This window comes from Fulvivirga lutea (assembly GCF_017068455.1).
Classification (GTDB): Bacteria; Bacteroidota; Bacteroidia; order Cytophagales; family Cyclobacteriaceae; genus Fulvivirga; species Fulvivirga lutea.
The window spans coordinates 349862-365596 of record NZ_CP070608.1 but is presented as its reverse complement, the minus strand read 5'-3'; the positions used below and the strand labels follow the sequence as shown (position 1 = coordinate 365596).

The window sequence follows — 15735 nt, the reverse complement described above, 5'->3', positions numbered from 1 at the left end:
TTAAAAATTCAGATTATGGAGCAAGTGAAGTATTCAGTAGATCAGCTAATTAATGAGGATAATAAATTTCTTGAAGAGAAATATGTGAAAGCCTACTACAATGCAGAGATGAATCTTATTGGCATTGTTTGGGAGGGTATTTTTAATAAGGATCAATACATGAAGCTCTTTGATGATGTCTTGGATTATGCCAGATCACATAAAACTGTTGGTGTTTATACTGATATACGCAAGCAAGGTGTAGTGCCTGTGGAAGCAAGAAAGTATTTTGAGAAGGTTATTGCTCCAGAGTCAGGCAGAATGGGAATAGAAAAAACAGGTGTAGTATCGGATGCATCCCCTTTTAAAAAATATTATTTAAATACTTTAATTAAAGTGGTGGGGCGACCAGCCAAAATATGCAATGAACCCCAGGATGCCATAGATTATTTGATGAGCTAAATGTGATTTCTGCTCCCTAGCCTCTCAAGCACGTCATTTTTATATAACCTGCCAATAGGCACTTCGTGGCCGGGAACTTCAATGGAAGATGCAGAGTAACTAGTTATTTTTTGAATAGGTACTATGAACGAACGGTGCACGCGCATAAAGTATTCCCCTGGTAATTTTTCTTCCAGATAGCTGATTTTTTGGTGGCTGATAACATCTTTCTCATCCGTTCTTACCCTAATATAATCTTTTAAACTTTCAATATAGAGTATATCATCGAGCATCACCTTCACCATCTTTTTATCTGATTTTAAATAGATATAGGCATCTGAATCTTTGATATCAACACCCTGTTTTTCGATAGATATTTTATCACCATTCCCATTGTAAATTTTCTGTACCGCCACTAAAAATCGGTCAAATGAAATAGGCTTTAACAAATAATCTACCACGTCAAGCTCGTAACTCTCAATGGCATAATCGCGATAGGCGGTTGTAAGAATTATCTTTGGTGGATCTTTAAGGGTTTTAATAAAATCGATTCCTGTTAATTTAGGCATCTGGATATCTAAGAAGATAAGGTCTACTTTTTCTTTTTGAACTATTTCAAAGGCCTTTAGCGCATTATTGCACCTGGCTACAACCTCAAAATCACTTAATCTCTCTAAATAAGATTCTATAATCTCGATAGCCAATGGCTCATCATCCACTATCATGCATTTAACCTTAGTCATTATCCAATTCTAATTTTAATACCACCAAATAAGACTCATCTGTATCTAAAATTTTCAGATCATAGGCACCGCCATAGAGCAACTCTAACCTTCTTTTTACATTATTTAGCCCAATACCTTCGCGGTATTCACGCTCATCTTTGGTTAGTTCAGAGCTCTTACTATTATCCACTTTTAAGGTGAGCAAACCATCCTTAACAGTAATATCTATGCTTACCCAGGAGTTTTCCGTTTCGCCACTTACACCGTGCTTAAAACTATTTTCAATAAATGGGAGAATGAGCATTGGTGCAATGTAATTCTCGCCTTCAATTTCCTTGTTAAAGGTGGTATCTAGACGATCTCCATACCTAAGTTTTTCCAGTTCAACGTAATTTTCCACCAACTCGATTTCTTTTTTTAGAGGCACTCTGTCTGTATTGCACTCGTAAAGCATATAATTGAGCAGGTCTGAAAGCTTTAAAACCACTTCCGGAGCTTTTTCTGAGCTCTTAAGCGTAAGCGCGTAAAGGTTGTTGAGCGTATTGAATAGAAAATGTGGATGTACTTGCGCTTTCAGAAACTTTAACTCTGCCGATAGTTTGTCTTGTTCAAACTGCTGAGCCATTTGCTGGTTCTTATACCAGTGCTTAAAAAGTTTGATAAGACTGCATAGAACTACAACCGGGTAAATGTATGTGGCTGATTTTAAAATCTTTTTTGGGTTCCATAGTCCGCCAAAATCCTCATTAGGATAGAGCACCGGATTTTCTATGTATATCGCGATAGCCCAGTTCAATAATCCCGAAGCCAGCAGTACTATCGTAATCCAAATAAAGAATTGGAGTATCTTATTTGTTAGTAAGAAACGCGGTATGAGAATGTAAAGGGTAACATAAGAGGCAAGAAGTTTTGGTGGAAGAAACATAAATTGAGAGATAAACTCTTTATCATATTTCTCACTAAAACTGCCCCACAAGAGCGCAAAAAAGGATACAAATATGAGCCAAAAGCTCATGTGCTTTAGCCATCTTGGAATCTTATGGTATGCTACTATTAAATTGTCCTGAATCATATCTTATCGAATAAGATAACCGCAAAAATACACCCTAAGTTGCTAATCATTTTTTAATTCGACATACAACAGGTTTTTAATGCCTAATGCGTTATTTAATTGTGCCAATATAAGTTAGCATCAATAACCTAAATAGTTTAGCATTGTGATTAGGAAATCTTAATTAAATAATTGCCGTTAATTGACGGAGAGCATGAAAGAGCTAATTTTTGACAATCACCCTCTTTTCCTAATAGTCTGCCTGGTGGTAGGTGCAGCTTATGCTCTTATTCAATACCAGAAAAAAGGCCCATGGAGTAAAAGCATGAATTTGGCACTTCTCATTATAAGAGGTGTCTTGGTAAGTCTAATCTGTGCCCTGCTTGTGTCTCCGATCATTAGGCAGATCATAAATGAAACGGAGGCACCGGCATTTGTAATTGCAGTCGATAACTCTAAATCAATGCTGAATTCAGCGGATAGTACCGCTTTGGGTGAACTCATTGAAGAATTAAAAAGTAATCAGAAACGTTTGGGTACCGCTGGTTTTGAAACCGAATTTCGAACATTATCGGGAATTACCTCAGAAATAAGATTTAATGAACAAAGAACGGATTTATCAGAACTATTAGAGGGAATCCAAAGCGATTATGAAGGACGTAATATTGCCGGAGTGCTGCTTGTTTCTGATGGTATGTATAATTCAGGAATTTCGCCCACTTTTTCGGAGTATGGTTTTCCTATTTCAACGCTATTAATTGGTGATACAATACCCAAGGCTGATATCAGTATTCATTCAATTTTATTTAATCGCCTGGCCTATCAGGGCAATAAATTTCCTGTGGTGATTAATATTTTAAATGAAGGATATGTTGGGGAGCAAATAGATGTAAATCTCATGCAAAACGGCCAACGGATAGCACAGCAAAAATTGACACTCACACGTTCAGGAGAATTACAGGAAGTGAAATTTTTAGTAGATGCTAAAGAAAGTGGTTTTCAAAAGTATGAAGTAGTTGTTTCTCGTAAAGAAAATGAACTTACCTATTCAAACAATTATAAATCAGCATTTATAGAAGTGGTGGAAGGTAAAGAAACGATTGCCTTGTTGGCGGGGGCACCGCATCCCGACATTAAAGCACTCAGGTCAGCCATTCAAACGAACTCTAACTATGAATTTGAGAGCTACATCCTGAGTAATCCTAAGGACGTGGAACGTTTGAAAAATAGCCCCAAAAACTTTGACTTGGTGATTTATCATGAGTTGACAGATGCCCAACGTTTTGGCCAGGCTCTTTTTCAAGAGGTTGTTGATAAGGAAGAGGCAGCATTAATATTTTTTGGCCCTCAAGTTAATGTGAAAAGGTTTAATGATTTTAATGAGATTGTAAAAGTCTCTATAACCTCGGATGACTATGATAAAATAATCGCTGCATTCAATCCTGCTTTTGGGAATTTTAAATTAAGTGAGGAACTGCAGTCTTCCTTTGATCAGTTTCCGCCAATATCAGTACCTTTTGGTAACTATCAATTGGAAAGTGAGGCGAGTACCCTGCTGTATCAGCGAGTAGGTAATATTACTACTAGCAGACCACTTTTAAGTATTAAAGCCAATGGTGATAAAAAGCGAGCTGTTTTCTTAGGCCAGGGTTTATGGAAGTGGAAACTCACAGACTATGCTAACAACGGTAACAATAATCTTTTTAATGAACTTGTTTCCAAACTGGTTCAATACCTTTCCACTAAAGATGATAAACGAAAATTCAGAGTCTACCCGATAAAGAATGAATTCTCAAATACCGAAGATATCGTTTTTGAAACGGAGGTTTATAATGATTTATATGAGGAGGTTTATGATCAAAAGATAGACCTTATTCTTAAAAATGAGAAAAATGAAACTTTCCAATACGATTACATCACCAACCCTAATAATACAAGGTATGTAATTAATGGACTCAAAGATGGGATTTACTCTTATGTTGCTTCAACCGAGTTGAATGGGAAAAGGGAGGAAGTTAAAGGTGAAATAATTGTGAAGGAATTGCAGCTGGAAAACCAAAACTATAAGGCCGACTTTGCCATGCTTAGAAAACTAGCTTCTCAAACAGGAGGCAAAAGCTACAAGGCAACTGAACTAAGCGAGTTGAGCAATTATATAGAAAACAAAGAGCCACAAGGTGTTATTCATAGTAGGGAACAACTGTTGCCTTTCATTAACCTCGAATGGATATTGATCTTGCTTTTAATATTTGTTTCAACGGAGTGGTTTCTGAGAAAGTATCACGGGAGTTACTAATAATCTAGTCAATTCGTATCCACCTACTGGCGGAGTTGAATTCTTAACCATCACGCAAGTCAACGCATGTATTCTACATGGCAAAGATGTCTCCACTTCGTTGCGACATGACATTAAAACATGGTTCATTTCATTATAATAACCTGTGGATTGAGCGTTTATTTTACCTATCAGGCACAGTAACGCCAAGCAAACGCATAGTTGTTTCATAATTGTTGGTTTTATGTATTAGTTATGGAATGTATTGAAGGTCAAAGCGGCCATCAGTAACTTCGACAGTTTCGCAGCCTTGTGTTACTGTGGAAAATTCAAACTGACCTGAAATGATAAAATTGGTTCTATCGATATTTGACAATTTAATACTACCCATAAAAGTGTCTGAATAATCATAAAGACACTTTTTGTCAGACCTTGAGTCTATAAATTGTACCTTATGTTCTGGTAGGTTAGTTAAATCATAGCTTTGATTTATTTTAATTGGATCTAATAGTATCATTACTATATTATGATCAACTTGTTCATTTTCAAAAAAACTGCTTATTTGAACTCCTCCCCCTTGATATATAGCTGATGCATTTAAGCTACTAGCAATAACAATAGTCTCACCATTTAATAGATAGCCAAAAGTGTTCTCTCCGGTTGTTGTCAATGGTGGCAGTTGGTCAATCGGTGATTTAGGTTCGTCATCTTCTGAGGAAAACAGATCACAGGAAGTAAATGATGTTACGAGTGCGGTGCAGAGCAAAGTCAGAACTACTAATTTTTTAACGCATTGAAAACGAGGCATTTATAATATAAGTTAAATAATATATTGAAATGTAAATATGTTAATTGAATAATTGGATTTTTAATTATTAATAATTTTTTCAGTGGTATGTTAGATTGGAAGCTTGGAGATATATCTTATGAGTCGATTCAACTCTATATACATAGCAAAGATGTCTTCTCCGCCAGTTGGCGGATGCGACATGACCTGAAAAGCAAAAAGCCATCCGCTAGCTAGCGGATGGCTTTTCTTTATCAATGAGAAAGGCTTTTATTCTTTCTCTTCTTTTTTTGTTGATTTACCCGGCTTCTTCACCTTGATTTTAAGCTCTTCGGTCTTACCGTCATGGTCAGCAACAATTGTTGCGCCTTCTTCCATTTCGCCTTTCAAAATTTCTTCTGCCACAGGATCTTCCAGGTATTTCTGTATAGCTCTGTTCAATGGCCTTGCTCCATATTGTGGATCGTAACCTTTTTCAGACAAGAAATCTTTTGCTTTATCGGTTAACTCTACATGGTAGCCAAGTGATAAAATTCGTTCAAATAACTTAGCCAATGAAAGATCAATGATTTTGTGAATATGCTCTCTTTGTAAAGAGTTGAATACAATCACGTCATCTAATCGGTTTAAAAATTCAGGGCTAAAGGCTTTCTTCAAAGCACTCTGAATGGTCGATTTCATTGCGTCATCGTCATTCTTCTTAGGCCCCGCAGCGAAACCAATACCAGATCCGAAATCTTTTAAATCTCTCACTCCAATGTTCGAAGTCATGATGATGATGGTATTTCTAAAATCAACCCTTCTACCTAATCCATCAGTTAATATTCCATCATCGAGTACCTGTAAAAGAATATTGAATACATCTGGGTGTGCTTTTTCAATTTCATCAAGCAACACAACACTGTAAGGCTTTCTTCTCACTTTCTCAGTCAGCTGGCCACCTTCTTCATAGCCAACATATCCAGGAGGCGCTCCAACCAATCTCGATACAGAGAATTTCTCCATATACTCACTCATGTCAATTCTCACAAGTGCGTCTTCCTTATCGAAAAGGTAGGTTGATAATACTTTTGCTAATTCAGTTTTACCTACACCAGTAGGGCCCAGGAATATAAATGAACCAATCGGTTTTTTAGGATCTTTTAGTCCAACCCTGGTTCTCTGAATAGCTCTGGTTAACTTCTTTATGGCTTCATCCTGACCAATGACACTTCCGTTCAACTGATCATTCATGCCAAGAAGCTTATTACTTTCTTTTTGAGCGATACGCTTCGTTGGGATGCCCGTCATCATAGCAATTACATCTGCTACATTATCCTCATCTACATCATATCTTTTGCTTTTAGTCTCATCTTCCCATCTAACTTTAGCCTGTTCCAATTGCTCTAAAAGCTTTTTCTCTTTGTCTCTTAGTTGTGCAGCCTCTTCGTATTTCTGGCTTTTTACAACTCTATTTTTTTCGTGTTTGATATCCTCGATATCAGCCTCTAACTTGATTATTTCATCAGGTACATGAATGTTGCTGATGTGTACGCGTGCTCCAGCTTCATCAAGCACATCAATGGCTTTGTCTGGAAGATATCTGTCAGAAATGTATCTATCTGAAAGCTTAACGCAAGCTTCCACGGCCTCATCAGAATAATTTACATGATGATGCTCCTCGTACTTCTCTTTGATGTTGTTCAGTATTTCAATAGTCTCTTCCGGAGTGGTTGCATCTACCATAACCATCTGGAAACGTCTGGCTAATGCACCATCTTTTTCTATATACTGTCTGTACTCGTCAAGCGTAGTGGCACCAATGCATTGGATTTCTCCTCTTGCAAGAGCTGGCTTGAACATGTTCGATGCATCAAGCGAGCCTGAAGCGCCACCGGCACCAACAATAGTATGTAGCTCATCAATGAACAGAATTACTTCTGGTGATTTCTCCAGTTCATTCATTACGGCTTTCATTCGCTCCTCGAACTGGCCACGGTATTTAGTGCCAGCCACTAAAGAAGCTAAATCAAGTGTAACTACTCTTTTGCCAAATAACACTCTGGATACTTTCTTCTGAACTATCCTAAGAGCAAGACCTTCGGCAATTGCAGTTTTACCCACGCCAGGTTCACCAATTAAAATTGGGTTGTTCTTCTTTCTTCTGCTCAATATTTGAGCAACACGCTCTATTTCTTTTTCTCTACCAACAATAGGATCTAATCGATCTTCTTCAGCAAGTTTAGTTAAGTCTCTTCCGAAATTATCAAGTACAGGAGTTCTGGATTTTTCATTTCCTTTTTTCTCTTTGCCACCTGAGCCAGAACTTGATCCAAATATTTTTGAAGAATCGTCTTCAGGATCATCTGTATCAGACGAAGCAATAGGATTGTCTGTTTGGTATTCTAATAACTCTTTTACAACATCGTAACTCACATCAAATTTTTCTAGAATTTGAGTAGCAATGTTGTCTTCATCTCTTAAGATAGAAAGTAAAAGATGCTCAGTTCCTATAAGCTGGCTCTTGAATATCTTAGCCTCCAGATAAGTGATTTTTAACACTTTTTCAGACTGGCGAGTCAATGGAATGTTTGCCAAGTTCTTTACATCTGGTGATGCGGTTCCCTTAGAAACTTTTTCTACTGAATTGCGCAGTTCGTCAAGTGAGATTCCTAATTTTTTTAACAGACCAACTGCCACACCTTCACCTTCACGGATCATTCCTAAAAGTAAATGTTCAGTGCCAATATAGTCATGGCCGAGTCTCAGGGCTTCTTCACGACTCAGCGATATTACTTCTTTTACCCTATTTGAAAATTTTGCTTCCATAACTGAGCAATTGTAGTGTCTATGTAAATGTATGATTTCTTAAAAATAATTACCATTAACATACTGGTAATTATTGGTTATTAACGAAATCCCAATTTTAATTGTTCATTCCGTACGAATAGATTTGGTAACAAGGTTGAGGGAGTTGGGTCCTTCGTTCATTAATAAATCTATAACGCTTAAATTAGGAACAAAGTCTTTGCCAAAAACTTGTAAGTACTTTTCTGGCATATAAATCGACCTTTTTTTGAAATCAACTTTAGGATTAATGAGAGATCTCGCATCTAAAATTCCCTTTTTGGGAGATTTGAGGTATTCTGATGTTGGTATAATTCTACTTTTTAATCCAAGTAATTTGAGACATATTGTCAGTAACTGACCGTTAAAATCCAAAAGTTTTTCGGGTGGATTTAGGTAAGGGTTCTCAAAATGGGGTTCAAAAAACTCAAAAAAAGGTGACTTTCCATAGGCAGATTTTATCGAACGCCAATGCTCTTTATGCCAGGGCCTACTGTAATCAATTTTAAGATCACCAATAGACTGTTTGCTATTGGCCTTTACAACTGGTATCGTTAGGCATTGCACATTATTTGCTCCGAGTATATAGCAACGATTTCGATAGGTTTGTTTTTGAAAGTTTTCATGCACCTCCAGATGTAGAGACTCATATTGCTTGATAAGGCAGAAAAACTCGATGGGGGGGAGGTACTGAGATTCAATTAAGACACTGTCATGCATAGGCTTCAATATCTCCCAATCCCTGTCTAATAATCTCAATTTGAGAACCGGAGCAATCTACTATTGTTGACGGAACATTATTACCCATACCACCATCAATAACCACATCTACCAAATGTTTATACTCTTCATAGATTATTTCTGGGTCAGTAGTGTACTCCAAAATTTCATCATCATCTTTAATTGATGTTGTAACTATGGGATTACCCAGAAGGTCAACAATCATATGGGTGATGTTATTGTCAGGAATTCTAATACCTACTGTTTTTTTATTGGTACCTAAAATTTTAGGCACATTTCGGTTTGACTCCAATATAAAGGTGAAAGGACCAGGTAAGGCCTTTTTCAATAATTTAAAAGTTGGAGTATTAATCTGCTTGGTATATTCAGAAACCTGGCTTATATCATTACAAATAAAAGAAAGATTGAAGCTCTTAGGTTTAAGCCCTTTAATCTTACACACTTTGTCAACGGCATTTTTGTTGAATAAATCACAGCCTAACCCGTATATGGTATCTGTAGGATATATAATAACAGCTCCATCTCGAAGCATATTTACAACCTGTTCAACCTTCCGTTTTTCGGGATTTTCCGGATGTATCTGTAAAAATTCTGCTGCCATAACTGTAAAGTTAAGTATAAATGCCTTTTAAATAGAGTAGAAATGACATTACCAGTTTAATGACAATATTTATCTTTGCCGCCTTAATTGAAATGAAATGAACAACAAGAAGTTTGTAGTAGTATTTATGCTGGTGGGCACCATTTTGCTTTCATCTTTTTCATTCTATGCCTATCAAATGGTATTCTCGCCAAATTTTTTGGTAGAAGGTGAGAAGAAGATTCTATTTATCGAAAAGAATGAAACCTTTAAATCACTTCAGAACAAATTATATGATCAAAACTATGTGAATGATCTTGTAAGCTTTAGTTTCCTTGCTAAAATTATGGATTATGATACTTCTATAAAGCCCGGTAGATACGCCATTCAGCCGAATATGAGCAATATAGATGTAATTAGGTTGTTAAGAACTGGCACACAAACACCAGTTAGAATTACTTTTAATAACATCAGATTAAAAGAAGGCCTGGCTCCTAAGCTTACAGAAAATCTTTTGATGAATGAAAAGGAGTTTAATGAAGCAATGGATAGGTTCGTTAAATCAAATGATGAGTTTAATGAGCATACGATCATCAGTATGTTTATCCCCAATACCTACGAAGTGTATTACAATATTTCTGGTGATGACCTGATGAAGCGGATGCACAAAGAATTTAAGAATTTCTGGAATGACACCCGATTGGCCAAAGCAAAAGAATTGGGCATGTCTCCCACCGAGATAATGACATTAGCTTCAATAGTGCATGCAGAAAGTGTGAAAAAAAGTGAGGGAAAAACTATTGCTGGTTTGTATATCAATCGGCTACAAAAAAGAATACCACTTCAGGCTGACCCTACTTTGGTATTTGCGGCTAAAGATTTCACTATTAAAAGGGTGTTGAATGTGCATAAGGAAATTGATTCTCCATTCAATACCTATAAAAATGCAGGGCTACCTCCGGGACCTATCAATATGCCACCTATTCATGCCATAGATGCTGTTCTCAACTATGAAAAACACAATTATATCTATATGTGTGCAAAAGAGGATTTTTCAGGCTATCATTACTTTGCAGAAACGTTGCGAGAGCACATTAATAATGCTAACAAATATCAAAGGCAGCTTTCTATAGAACAAAGAAAGGCCAGAATGAATAACAATTAATGTTTCAGCACGAAACCAAAATAAGAGTTACTTATGCCGATACCGACCAAATGGGGTATGTGTATTATGGTAATTACGCACGATTTTACGAAATAGCCCGAGCGGAAAGTATCCGCAGCCTTGGCCTTACTTACAGAGAATTAGAAAAGTCTGGTGTGATGATGCCCGTGTTGGAAAATCATTCTAAATACATTGCTCCAGCCCGATATGACGAGTTATTGACAGTACGAACGATTATAGCTCAAAAACCTGCCGTTAAAATTAAATTCAATTATGAAATTGAAAATGAGGAACAAAAAATAATCCATACGGGCGAAACTTTGTTAGCATTTATAGATATTGAGACCGGTAGGCCTAAAAGAATGCCGGAGAATTTAGAAGCTGTTTTAGGACAATTCTATTCATAATGAAAGAGCGGATTAAAAATTATATTATTCACTCATCTACATATGAGCAATTCATATCACTTCTTAAAAAAATTAAATTTAAGCGATATGAAAACCTTACATTATATGAAGTAATAAGGGTTTTCATAGATAAAATTACCAAAGATGAGATCATTGAAAGAGCGAATGCGGTTGCTTTCAACTTCACTCTTTCAGTATTCCCTGCAATAATCTTCTTGTTTACACTTACGCCTTACATTCATGAAATTATACCTGAGGTAAGTAAAGAATCAATACTCGTTTTTTTAGGGGAAGTGTTGCCTGCGAGTATGTATGATACTATTTATACTACGGTGGAAGACATTGTAGGTAGAACGCGGGGCGGGTTACTAACATTCGGAGCGATATTCTCACTCTATCTTGCCACTAATGGTATGATGTCTCTGATGAAAGCATTCAACTCCGTATATAAGACCACTGAAAAAAGAAGTTTTTTAAAAACACGATTGGTAGGTACCGCCTTAACGATCATGCTTGCTGTGTCATTGATTTTAGCATCTATTTTATTAGTCATAGGTAATATCATGGTAAACTTTGTAAATGAAATTCAGTGGTTGGATATCCAAAGTTATCAGGTGGTGATATTTTTCATCATTCGCTTTTTCGTATTATTTATCGTTTTCTTTTTGTCTATTTCATTCATTTACTATTTCGGCCCTGCTGTACATTATAATTGGCGCTTTTTCAGCATTGGTTCATTAGTGGCCACCGGCTTATGTATGCTTGTAACTTATGGGTTCTCATTTTATGTTTCCAATTTTGCTACATACAATAAATTATATGGCTCATTAGGTATTCTTATTGCATTAATGATCTGGCAGGAAATATTGAGTATAGTGCTGTTAGTGGGGTATGAGATTAATGCAAGCATACATCAGGCCTACAGATTAACAGGAGTTAAGGAAGCTGCCATTTTGGGTGAGGATTAAGTGTTAAAAAAATTATGGGAGTGTTTGCCATAATTAAATAATCATATACATTTGCAGACCAATCGGGAAATAGCCCGATTTTATCGACCTAGAGGAGTGGCAGAGTGGTCGAATGCACTGGTCTTGAAAACCAGCGTGCCGCAAGGTACCGGGGGTTCGAATCCCTCCTCCTCTGCACAAAAGCCCATTTACAACAAGTAGATGGGCTTTTTTATTTATAATCCCATAGAAATTTCGATTAGCTGCTTATAATTCTCCACAAGCAAAGGTATCAGCGTGTGTTAATTAATTCCATAAATCAATATTTTCAGTTTTTGATTGGGGTCAACCGAAGGTCAACCGCTTAAATTTGCAGATTTTTTTGAATGATTTTGTTCAGTTATACGGGAAGTCGTGTTAAAGAAGAATGAGGCGTATTAATCAAAAGATCTCTAACTAAAATCCCCGTTAGACTAAGAATAGAGTCTATGTGATAAGATTTATTGGAAACATCAACTTCAACAATACGTAGTTAGAAACGGTATTATACCAACCGGATTGAGATAAAAGGTTAGAATAGATAAATTAAGAATGAGCCAGGAAAATCACAAAACCTTTAGAGCATTATACAAATCTGTTTTAGGAAAAGAACATATGCTAGATGAAGAACTTCCATTTAAGGTTACAAAAAGAATTTTCAAAAGGAAGGATATTGTTACTGCTTATGGTGATGTGGAAAACGAGGTTTATTTTATGAATAGCGGAATAGTTGAGATGACTATAAAAGCCTACACGTCAGAAAAGATAATAGACTTTTTTTTTACGGGAGAAATGTTTTGTGCTCTGACATCTTTTCTAAATCAAATACCATCAGATGTACAAATAACCGCTCTAGAGGAATGCCTGGTGGAAAGTATTAATAGGGATGAATTAATGAAAGCTTATGAAAACTCTATAGATGTCAACAAATTCGGAAGAATAATCACAGAACAGGCTTATCTGAGAAAGTCAAATAGAGAAAAAGACTTTTTATCTAAAACTGTAGAAGAAAGATATTCAACCATGTATGAGAGTCATTCGAAATACCTGGCAAATATACCTGTTAATAAAGTTGCAAAATACTTGGGAATACATCCAGAGAGCTTAAGCCGCATACGGAAAAAGCTAATTTCCTAACATAGATCAATACTTCTTATCAATACTTTGAAATAAACACCTCATAGTTTTGCATAACAAATTAACCTCCTTGGTGAGGGTAATGACTTATTAAATAGCGCCTACTTACATCAGACTTTTTTAATAAAAAGGTAAGGAACTGTAATTAGGCACAGGTCATTGATGTTGAATTTAAAATGGGAGAAAATATGAAAGGTGCCGATTATATCTTAAACACTGCCAATGGGCCATTACACATAACAGTGTTTAAAGCAAATTGTAATGTTCAAAGGACCATCATTTTTGGATCAGCTATGGGAGTAAAAAGGCGGTTTTATTCCAAAATTGCCCATTTTTTTAATGAGCGTAGATTTAACTGTGTGACATTTGACTACAGTGGAATGTTTCATGAGGATGAGCCTTTAGGCAATAAAGATATAGGGTCATTCGGAAAAAACGATCTGTCAGAGGTAATCTCGTATTGCAAAACGATATTACAGAGTAAGCATATATTTTTTGTTGGTCATAGTATTGCAGGACAGATTCTACCACTAGCTCGAAATGCAAATAAATTGACAGCCTCTTACCTGGTAGCCTCACAATCTGTGTGTTCACATTTATGGAAGGGTAAAAACAAATCAATTGTGAACCTTTTTTGGAATATACTAACACCATTAGCTTTAAAACTGATAGGCTATATGCCGTCATACTTTTATGGGGGTAAGAATAATTTGTCTAAAGCTATTGCAAGCGATTGGGCAAGACTTGCAAAGACAAAGCATGGCGTTTATGGCGAGGGATCCAATTCATTAAAATATTTGACCTATGATGTACCAACAAAATTTGTAAGCATCAAAGGTGACGATTTGCTGGCCCCAAGAAAGGCAGTTGAAGATTTGTTCGATAAATATGGTACTAATATTAAAGTTCATGAACACATCTCGAATACAGAAGATACGCTAGATCATTTTAATTTTTTCCAGGTACGAAACAGGATATTGTGGGAAGATATTCAATCTTGGTTTGAAGATTTTGTTTCAGATGACGCACAGCAAATTTTAAACTCTTATAGAAATTTCATGCAAGTACCGTAATCTAAAAAATCAGAAAAGAATAGTAGTAGCGGGGTTAAATATGATCCAAATCAATTAATAGATCCTAAGAAAGTAAGGTGAAAATCTTAGAATATAAAATATTAGAAACAAAAAATGATAAATAAGATGAAAAACAATTTGTATCTCATGCTTCTGGTTTTTTTGATATTATACTCTTGCGGAGAGTCAACAGAACCTATGCCTGAGATTGGTGAATTAAGTTTCAATATTAGTGATACTTCTATACCTGATGGAAGAGTTGAGGAAGGGACATTCTCAAAAATAATTTTTGCCTTAAAAAATAATGATCAAGATGCAATAATAGATACCATTGAAGTGGTAAAGTTTGGGGATAGTTATCAAAGCGAGGTACTCAGCTTAGAAGTGGGAGAATATTCACTAGAGGAATTTCTTGTTTTAAACGATGAAAATGAGGTTACTTATGCTACGCCAGTTAGTGGTTCTGATACAGAACATCTTGTAGATACTGCATTACCGTTATCATTTACAATCTCCACCAATGAGACTGTGAACGTTGCGCCTCAGGTTGTTAGTACGGCAGGCTTTACCCCAGAAGACTTTGGTTATCTTGGAATATCTTTTGAGCCTGTTGATATTATGCATTTGGTAATTAATCTCTTTAGGCAGACAAATGATGGATTTAATTTTGTAAGTGGTAGCGTTTCAATTAGTAATGAAACAGAGGTGTTGTATGAGGGCGAATTACTAAACCAGTCAAACTCTATAACTATCAGGAAATCTGAAAGATATTATATTGAAATTGAAAAGGAGGGCTTTAACACATATAGTAGAACATTCACAACCCAAGAATTAGATGAGTTTGATGGGATATTGAATATTACCATGAACCCTTCTGCCTCTTCTGTCATATTACGTTATAATTTACCTGAGGGTGTAGATCCTGAAGTTGCTTTTATCTCTATACAATCCGAAAACAGTACATTTTATAAAACAACAGGGATTTTTGATGTTACAGAATTAGACGAGATAGTAAAAGTAATGCCCATATCCGGTAATGGTAATTACAACATTTTTATTGGCATATATGAGTCTATTGAATTTTTAAATAATCCCGTCATCTACGGAACGGGAACTTTTGAACTCTCTGCGGGAAATGAATATCAACTTACTTCACCAAATGAATCAAATGCCGGGGGTTTGGAATTGGCTTGGTATAATGCAGATGGAATTGTTACTGAACACCTGGCTGTTATCCGCGCTAATAATCCCTTTTGTGATCCGGTACTTTATAGTCATATACTTACAGAATTAGATTATAGCCATATAGAACTATTGCTAGTTGATTCTGGTGGTATCGTATGGGATGCCGCGGGAGAAGAGAATGTAAGGATTGTAGATTTTAGCAACGTTGCAGAGACAAGATTTCAATTTTGTGACAACCCACTTAACGATCAGGGACTTTTTATGACGTTAAGCTACTATTTTCAAGGTGTCATGAAGGACGGAACTTTTATTGATACTTATTGGGATATCAAATCGACAGACATGGATGGAAATTAAATGTCCAATAATTGTATAAT

14 protein-coding genes and 1 tRNA gene are annotated in these 15735 nt (G+C 36.1%); 9 read left to right on the top strand and 6 right to left on the bottom strand.

From position 1 onward, the window contains the following. Window positions 1-15: 15 nt before the first annotated feature. Window positions 16-441 carry a hypothetical protein gene (locus JR347_RS01875; RefSeq protein ID WP_205722367.1) on the top strand — a complete coding sequence of 142 codons (426 nt, stop codon included), beginning with the start codon at window positions 16-18 and terminating at the stop codon, window positions 439-441. Here JR347_RS01875 and JR347_RS01870 read toward each other — a convergent pair. Both JR347_RS01870 and JR347_RS01865 read right to left on the bottom strand, forming a co-directional pair. Beyond that, window positions 438-1163: a LytR/AlgR family response regulator transcription factor gene (locus JR347_RS01870; RefSeq protein ID WP_205722366.1), complete on the bottom strand. Its 726-nt coding sequence runs from the start codon at window positions 1161-1163 to the stop codon at window positions 438-440. The genes JR347_RS01875 and JR347_RS01870 overlap by 4 nt on opposite strands. Continuing rightward, complete coding sequence (locus tag JR347_RS01865) at window positions 1156-2217, bottom strand: sensor histidine kinase (protein ID WP_235689732.1); 1062 nt, start codon at window positions 2215-2217, stop codon at window positions 1156-1158. The genes JR347_RS01870 and JR347_RS01865 overlap by 8 nt, the downstream gene beginning before the upstream one ends. A gap of 193 nt (window positions 2218-2410) precedes the next feature. On the opposite strand from JR347_RS01865, the gene JR347_RS01860 reads away from it, so the two are divergent. Continuing rightward, window positions 2411-4492 (top strand): VWA domain-containing protein, encoded by a 2082-nt coding sequence (locus JR347_RS01860; RefSeq protein ID WP_205722365.1) that lies wholly within the window; start codon window positions 2411-2413, stop codon window positions 4490-4492. Window positions 4493-4724: 232 nt separating this feature from the next. Here JR347_RS01860 and JR347_RS01855 read toward each other — a convergent pair whose 3' ends face one another. The 4 genes from JR347_RS01855 to JR347_RS01840 all read right to left on the bottom strand — a co-directional run bounded on the left by JR347_RS01855 (window position 4725) and on the right by JR347_RS01840 (window position 9426). After that, window positions 4725-5279 (bottom strand): DUF6252 family protein, encoded by a 555-nt coding sequence (locus tag JR347_RS01855; RefSeq protein WP_205722364.1) that lies wholly within the window; start codon window positions 5277-5279, stop codon window positions 4725-4727. A gap of 249 nt (window positions 5280-5528) precedes the next feature. Further along, window positions 5529-8066, bottom strand: a complete 2538-nt coding sequence (locus JR347_RS01850; protein ID WP_205722363.1) for an ATP-dependent Clp protease ATP-binding subunit — start codon at window positions 8064-8066, stop codon at window positions 5529-5531. A 105-nt stretch (window positions 8067-8171) separates the two neighbouring features. Further along, window positions 8172-8843 carry a WbqC family protein gene (locus JR347_RS01845; RefSeq protein ID WP_235689731.1) on the bottom strand — a complete coding sequence of 224 codons (672 nt, stop codon included), beginning with the start codon at window positions 8841-8843 and terminating at the stop codon, window positions 8172-8174. Continuing rightward, a complete protein-coding gene (locus JR347_RS01840) occupies window positions 8797-9426 on the bottom strand; it encodes an L-threonylcarbamoyladenylate synthase (RefSeq protein ID WP_205722362.1) in 630 nt (209 codons plus the stop codon). The genes JR347_RS01845 and JR347_RS01840 overlap by 47 nt, the downstream gene beginning before the upstream one ends. A 97-nt stretch (window positions 9427-9523) precedes the next feature. Between JR347_RS01840 and mltG the strand changes: the two genes are divergently transcribed. The 7 genes from mltG (at window position 9524) to JR347_RS01805 (ending at window position 15715) form a co-directional block, all read left to right on the top strand. Further along, entirely contained in the window at window positions 9524-10570 is a 1047-nt protein-coding gene (gene mltG / locus JR347_RS01835) for an endolytic transglycosylase MltG (RefSeq protein WP_205722361.1), read from the top strand. Then, a complete protein-coding gene (locus JR347_RS01830) occupies window positions 10570-10977 on the top strand; it encodes an acyl-CoA thioesterase (protein ID WP_205722360.1) in 408 nt (135 codons plus the stop codon). The genes mltG and JR347_RS01830 overlap by 1 nt, the downstream gene beginning before the upstream one ends. Next, window positions 10977-11945, top strand: a complete 969-nt coding sequence (locus tag JR347_RS01825) for a YihY/virulence factor BrkB family protein (protein ID WP_205722359.1) — start codon at window positions 10977-10979, stop codon at window positions 11943-11945. The genes JR347_RS01830 and JR347_RS01825 overlap by 1 nt, the downstream gene beginning before the upstream one ends. A gap of 90 nt (window positions 11946-12035) precedes the next feature. Continuing rightward, a tRNA-Ser gene (locus tag JR347_RS01820) sits at window positions 12036-12120 on the top strand. A 395-nt stretch (window positions 12121-12515) separates the two neighbouring features. Next, the gene (locus JR347_RS01815) at window positions 12516-13100 is read left to right on the top strand and encodes a Crp/Fnr family transcriptional regulator (RefSeq protein ID WP_205722358.1); all 585 of its coding nucleotides are present in this window, start codon (window positions 12516-12518) and stop codon (window positions 13098-13100) included. A 188-nt stretch (window positions 13101-13288) separates the two neighbouring features. Continuing rightward, entirely contained in the window at window positions 13289-14173 is an 885-nt protein-coding gene (locus tag JR347_RS01810) for a hypothetical protein (RefSeq protein WP_205722357.1), read from the top strand. Between the two features lie 126 nt (window positions 14174-14299). Then, on the top strand, window positions 14300-15715 hold the full coding sequence (locus JR347_RS01805) for a hypothetical protein (protein WP_205722356.1): 1416 nt from the start codon (window positions 14300-14302) through the stop codon (window positions 15713-15715). Window positions 15716-15735 lie beyond the last annotated feature (20 nt).

Bases quoted from the DNA above. Each gene is read 5' to 3' on its own strand.
- JR347_RS01875 (WP_205722367.1), top strand. From the start codon at position 16: ATGGAGCAAGTGAAGTATTCAGTAGATCAGCTAATTAATGAGGATAAT.
- JR347_RS01870 (WP_205722366.1), bottom strand. From the start codon at position 1,163: ATGACTAAGGTTAAATGCATGATAGTGGATGATGAGCCATTGGCTATC.
- JR347_RS01865 (WP_235689732.1), bottom strand. From the start codon at position 2,217: ATGATTCAGGACAATTTAATAGTAGCATACCATAAGATTCCAAGATGG.
- JR347_RS01860 (WP_205722365.1), top strand. From the start codon at position 2,411: ATGAAAGAGCTAATTTTTGACAATCACCCTCTTTTCCTAATAGTCTGC.
- JR347_RS01855 (WP_205722364.1), bottom strand. From the start codon at position 5,279: ATGCCTCGTTTTCAATGCGTTAAAAAATTAGTAGTTCTGACTTTGCTC.
- JR347_RS01850 (WP_205722363.1), bottom strand. From the start codon at position 8,066: ATGGAAGCAAAATTTTCAAATAGGGTAAAAGAAGTAATATCGCTGAGT.
- JR347_RS01840 (WP_205722362.1), bottom strand. From the start codon at position 9,426: ATGGCAGCAGAATTTTTACAGATACATCCGGAAAATCCCGAAAAACGG.
- mltG (WP_205722361.1), top strand. From the start codon at position 9,524: ATGAACAACAAGAAGTTTGTAGTAGTATTTATGCTGGTGGGCACCATT.
- JR347_RS01830 (WP_205722360.1), top strand. From the start codon at position 10,570: ATGTTTCAGCACGAAACCAAAATAAGAGTTACTTATGCCGATACCGAC.
- JR347_RS01825 (WP_205722359.1), top strand. From the start codon at position 10,977: ATGAAAGAGCGGATTAAAAATTATATTATTCACTCATCTACATATGAG.
- JR347_RS01815 (WP_205722358.1), top strand. From the start codon at position 12,516: ATGAGCCAGGAAAATCACAAAACCTTTAGAGCATTATACAAATCTGTT.
- JR347_RS01810 (WP_205722357.1), top strand. From the start codon at position 13,289: ATGAAAGGTGCCGATTATATCTTAAACACTGCCAATGGGCCATTACAC.
- JR347_RS01805 (WP_205722356.1), top strand. From the start codon at position 14,300: ATGAAAAACAATTTGTATCTCATGCTTCTGGTTTTTTTGATATTATAC.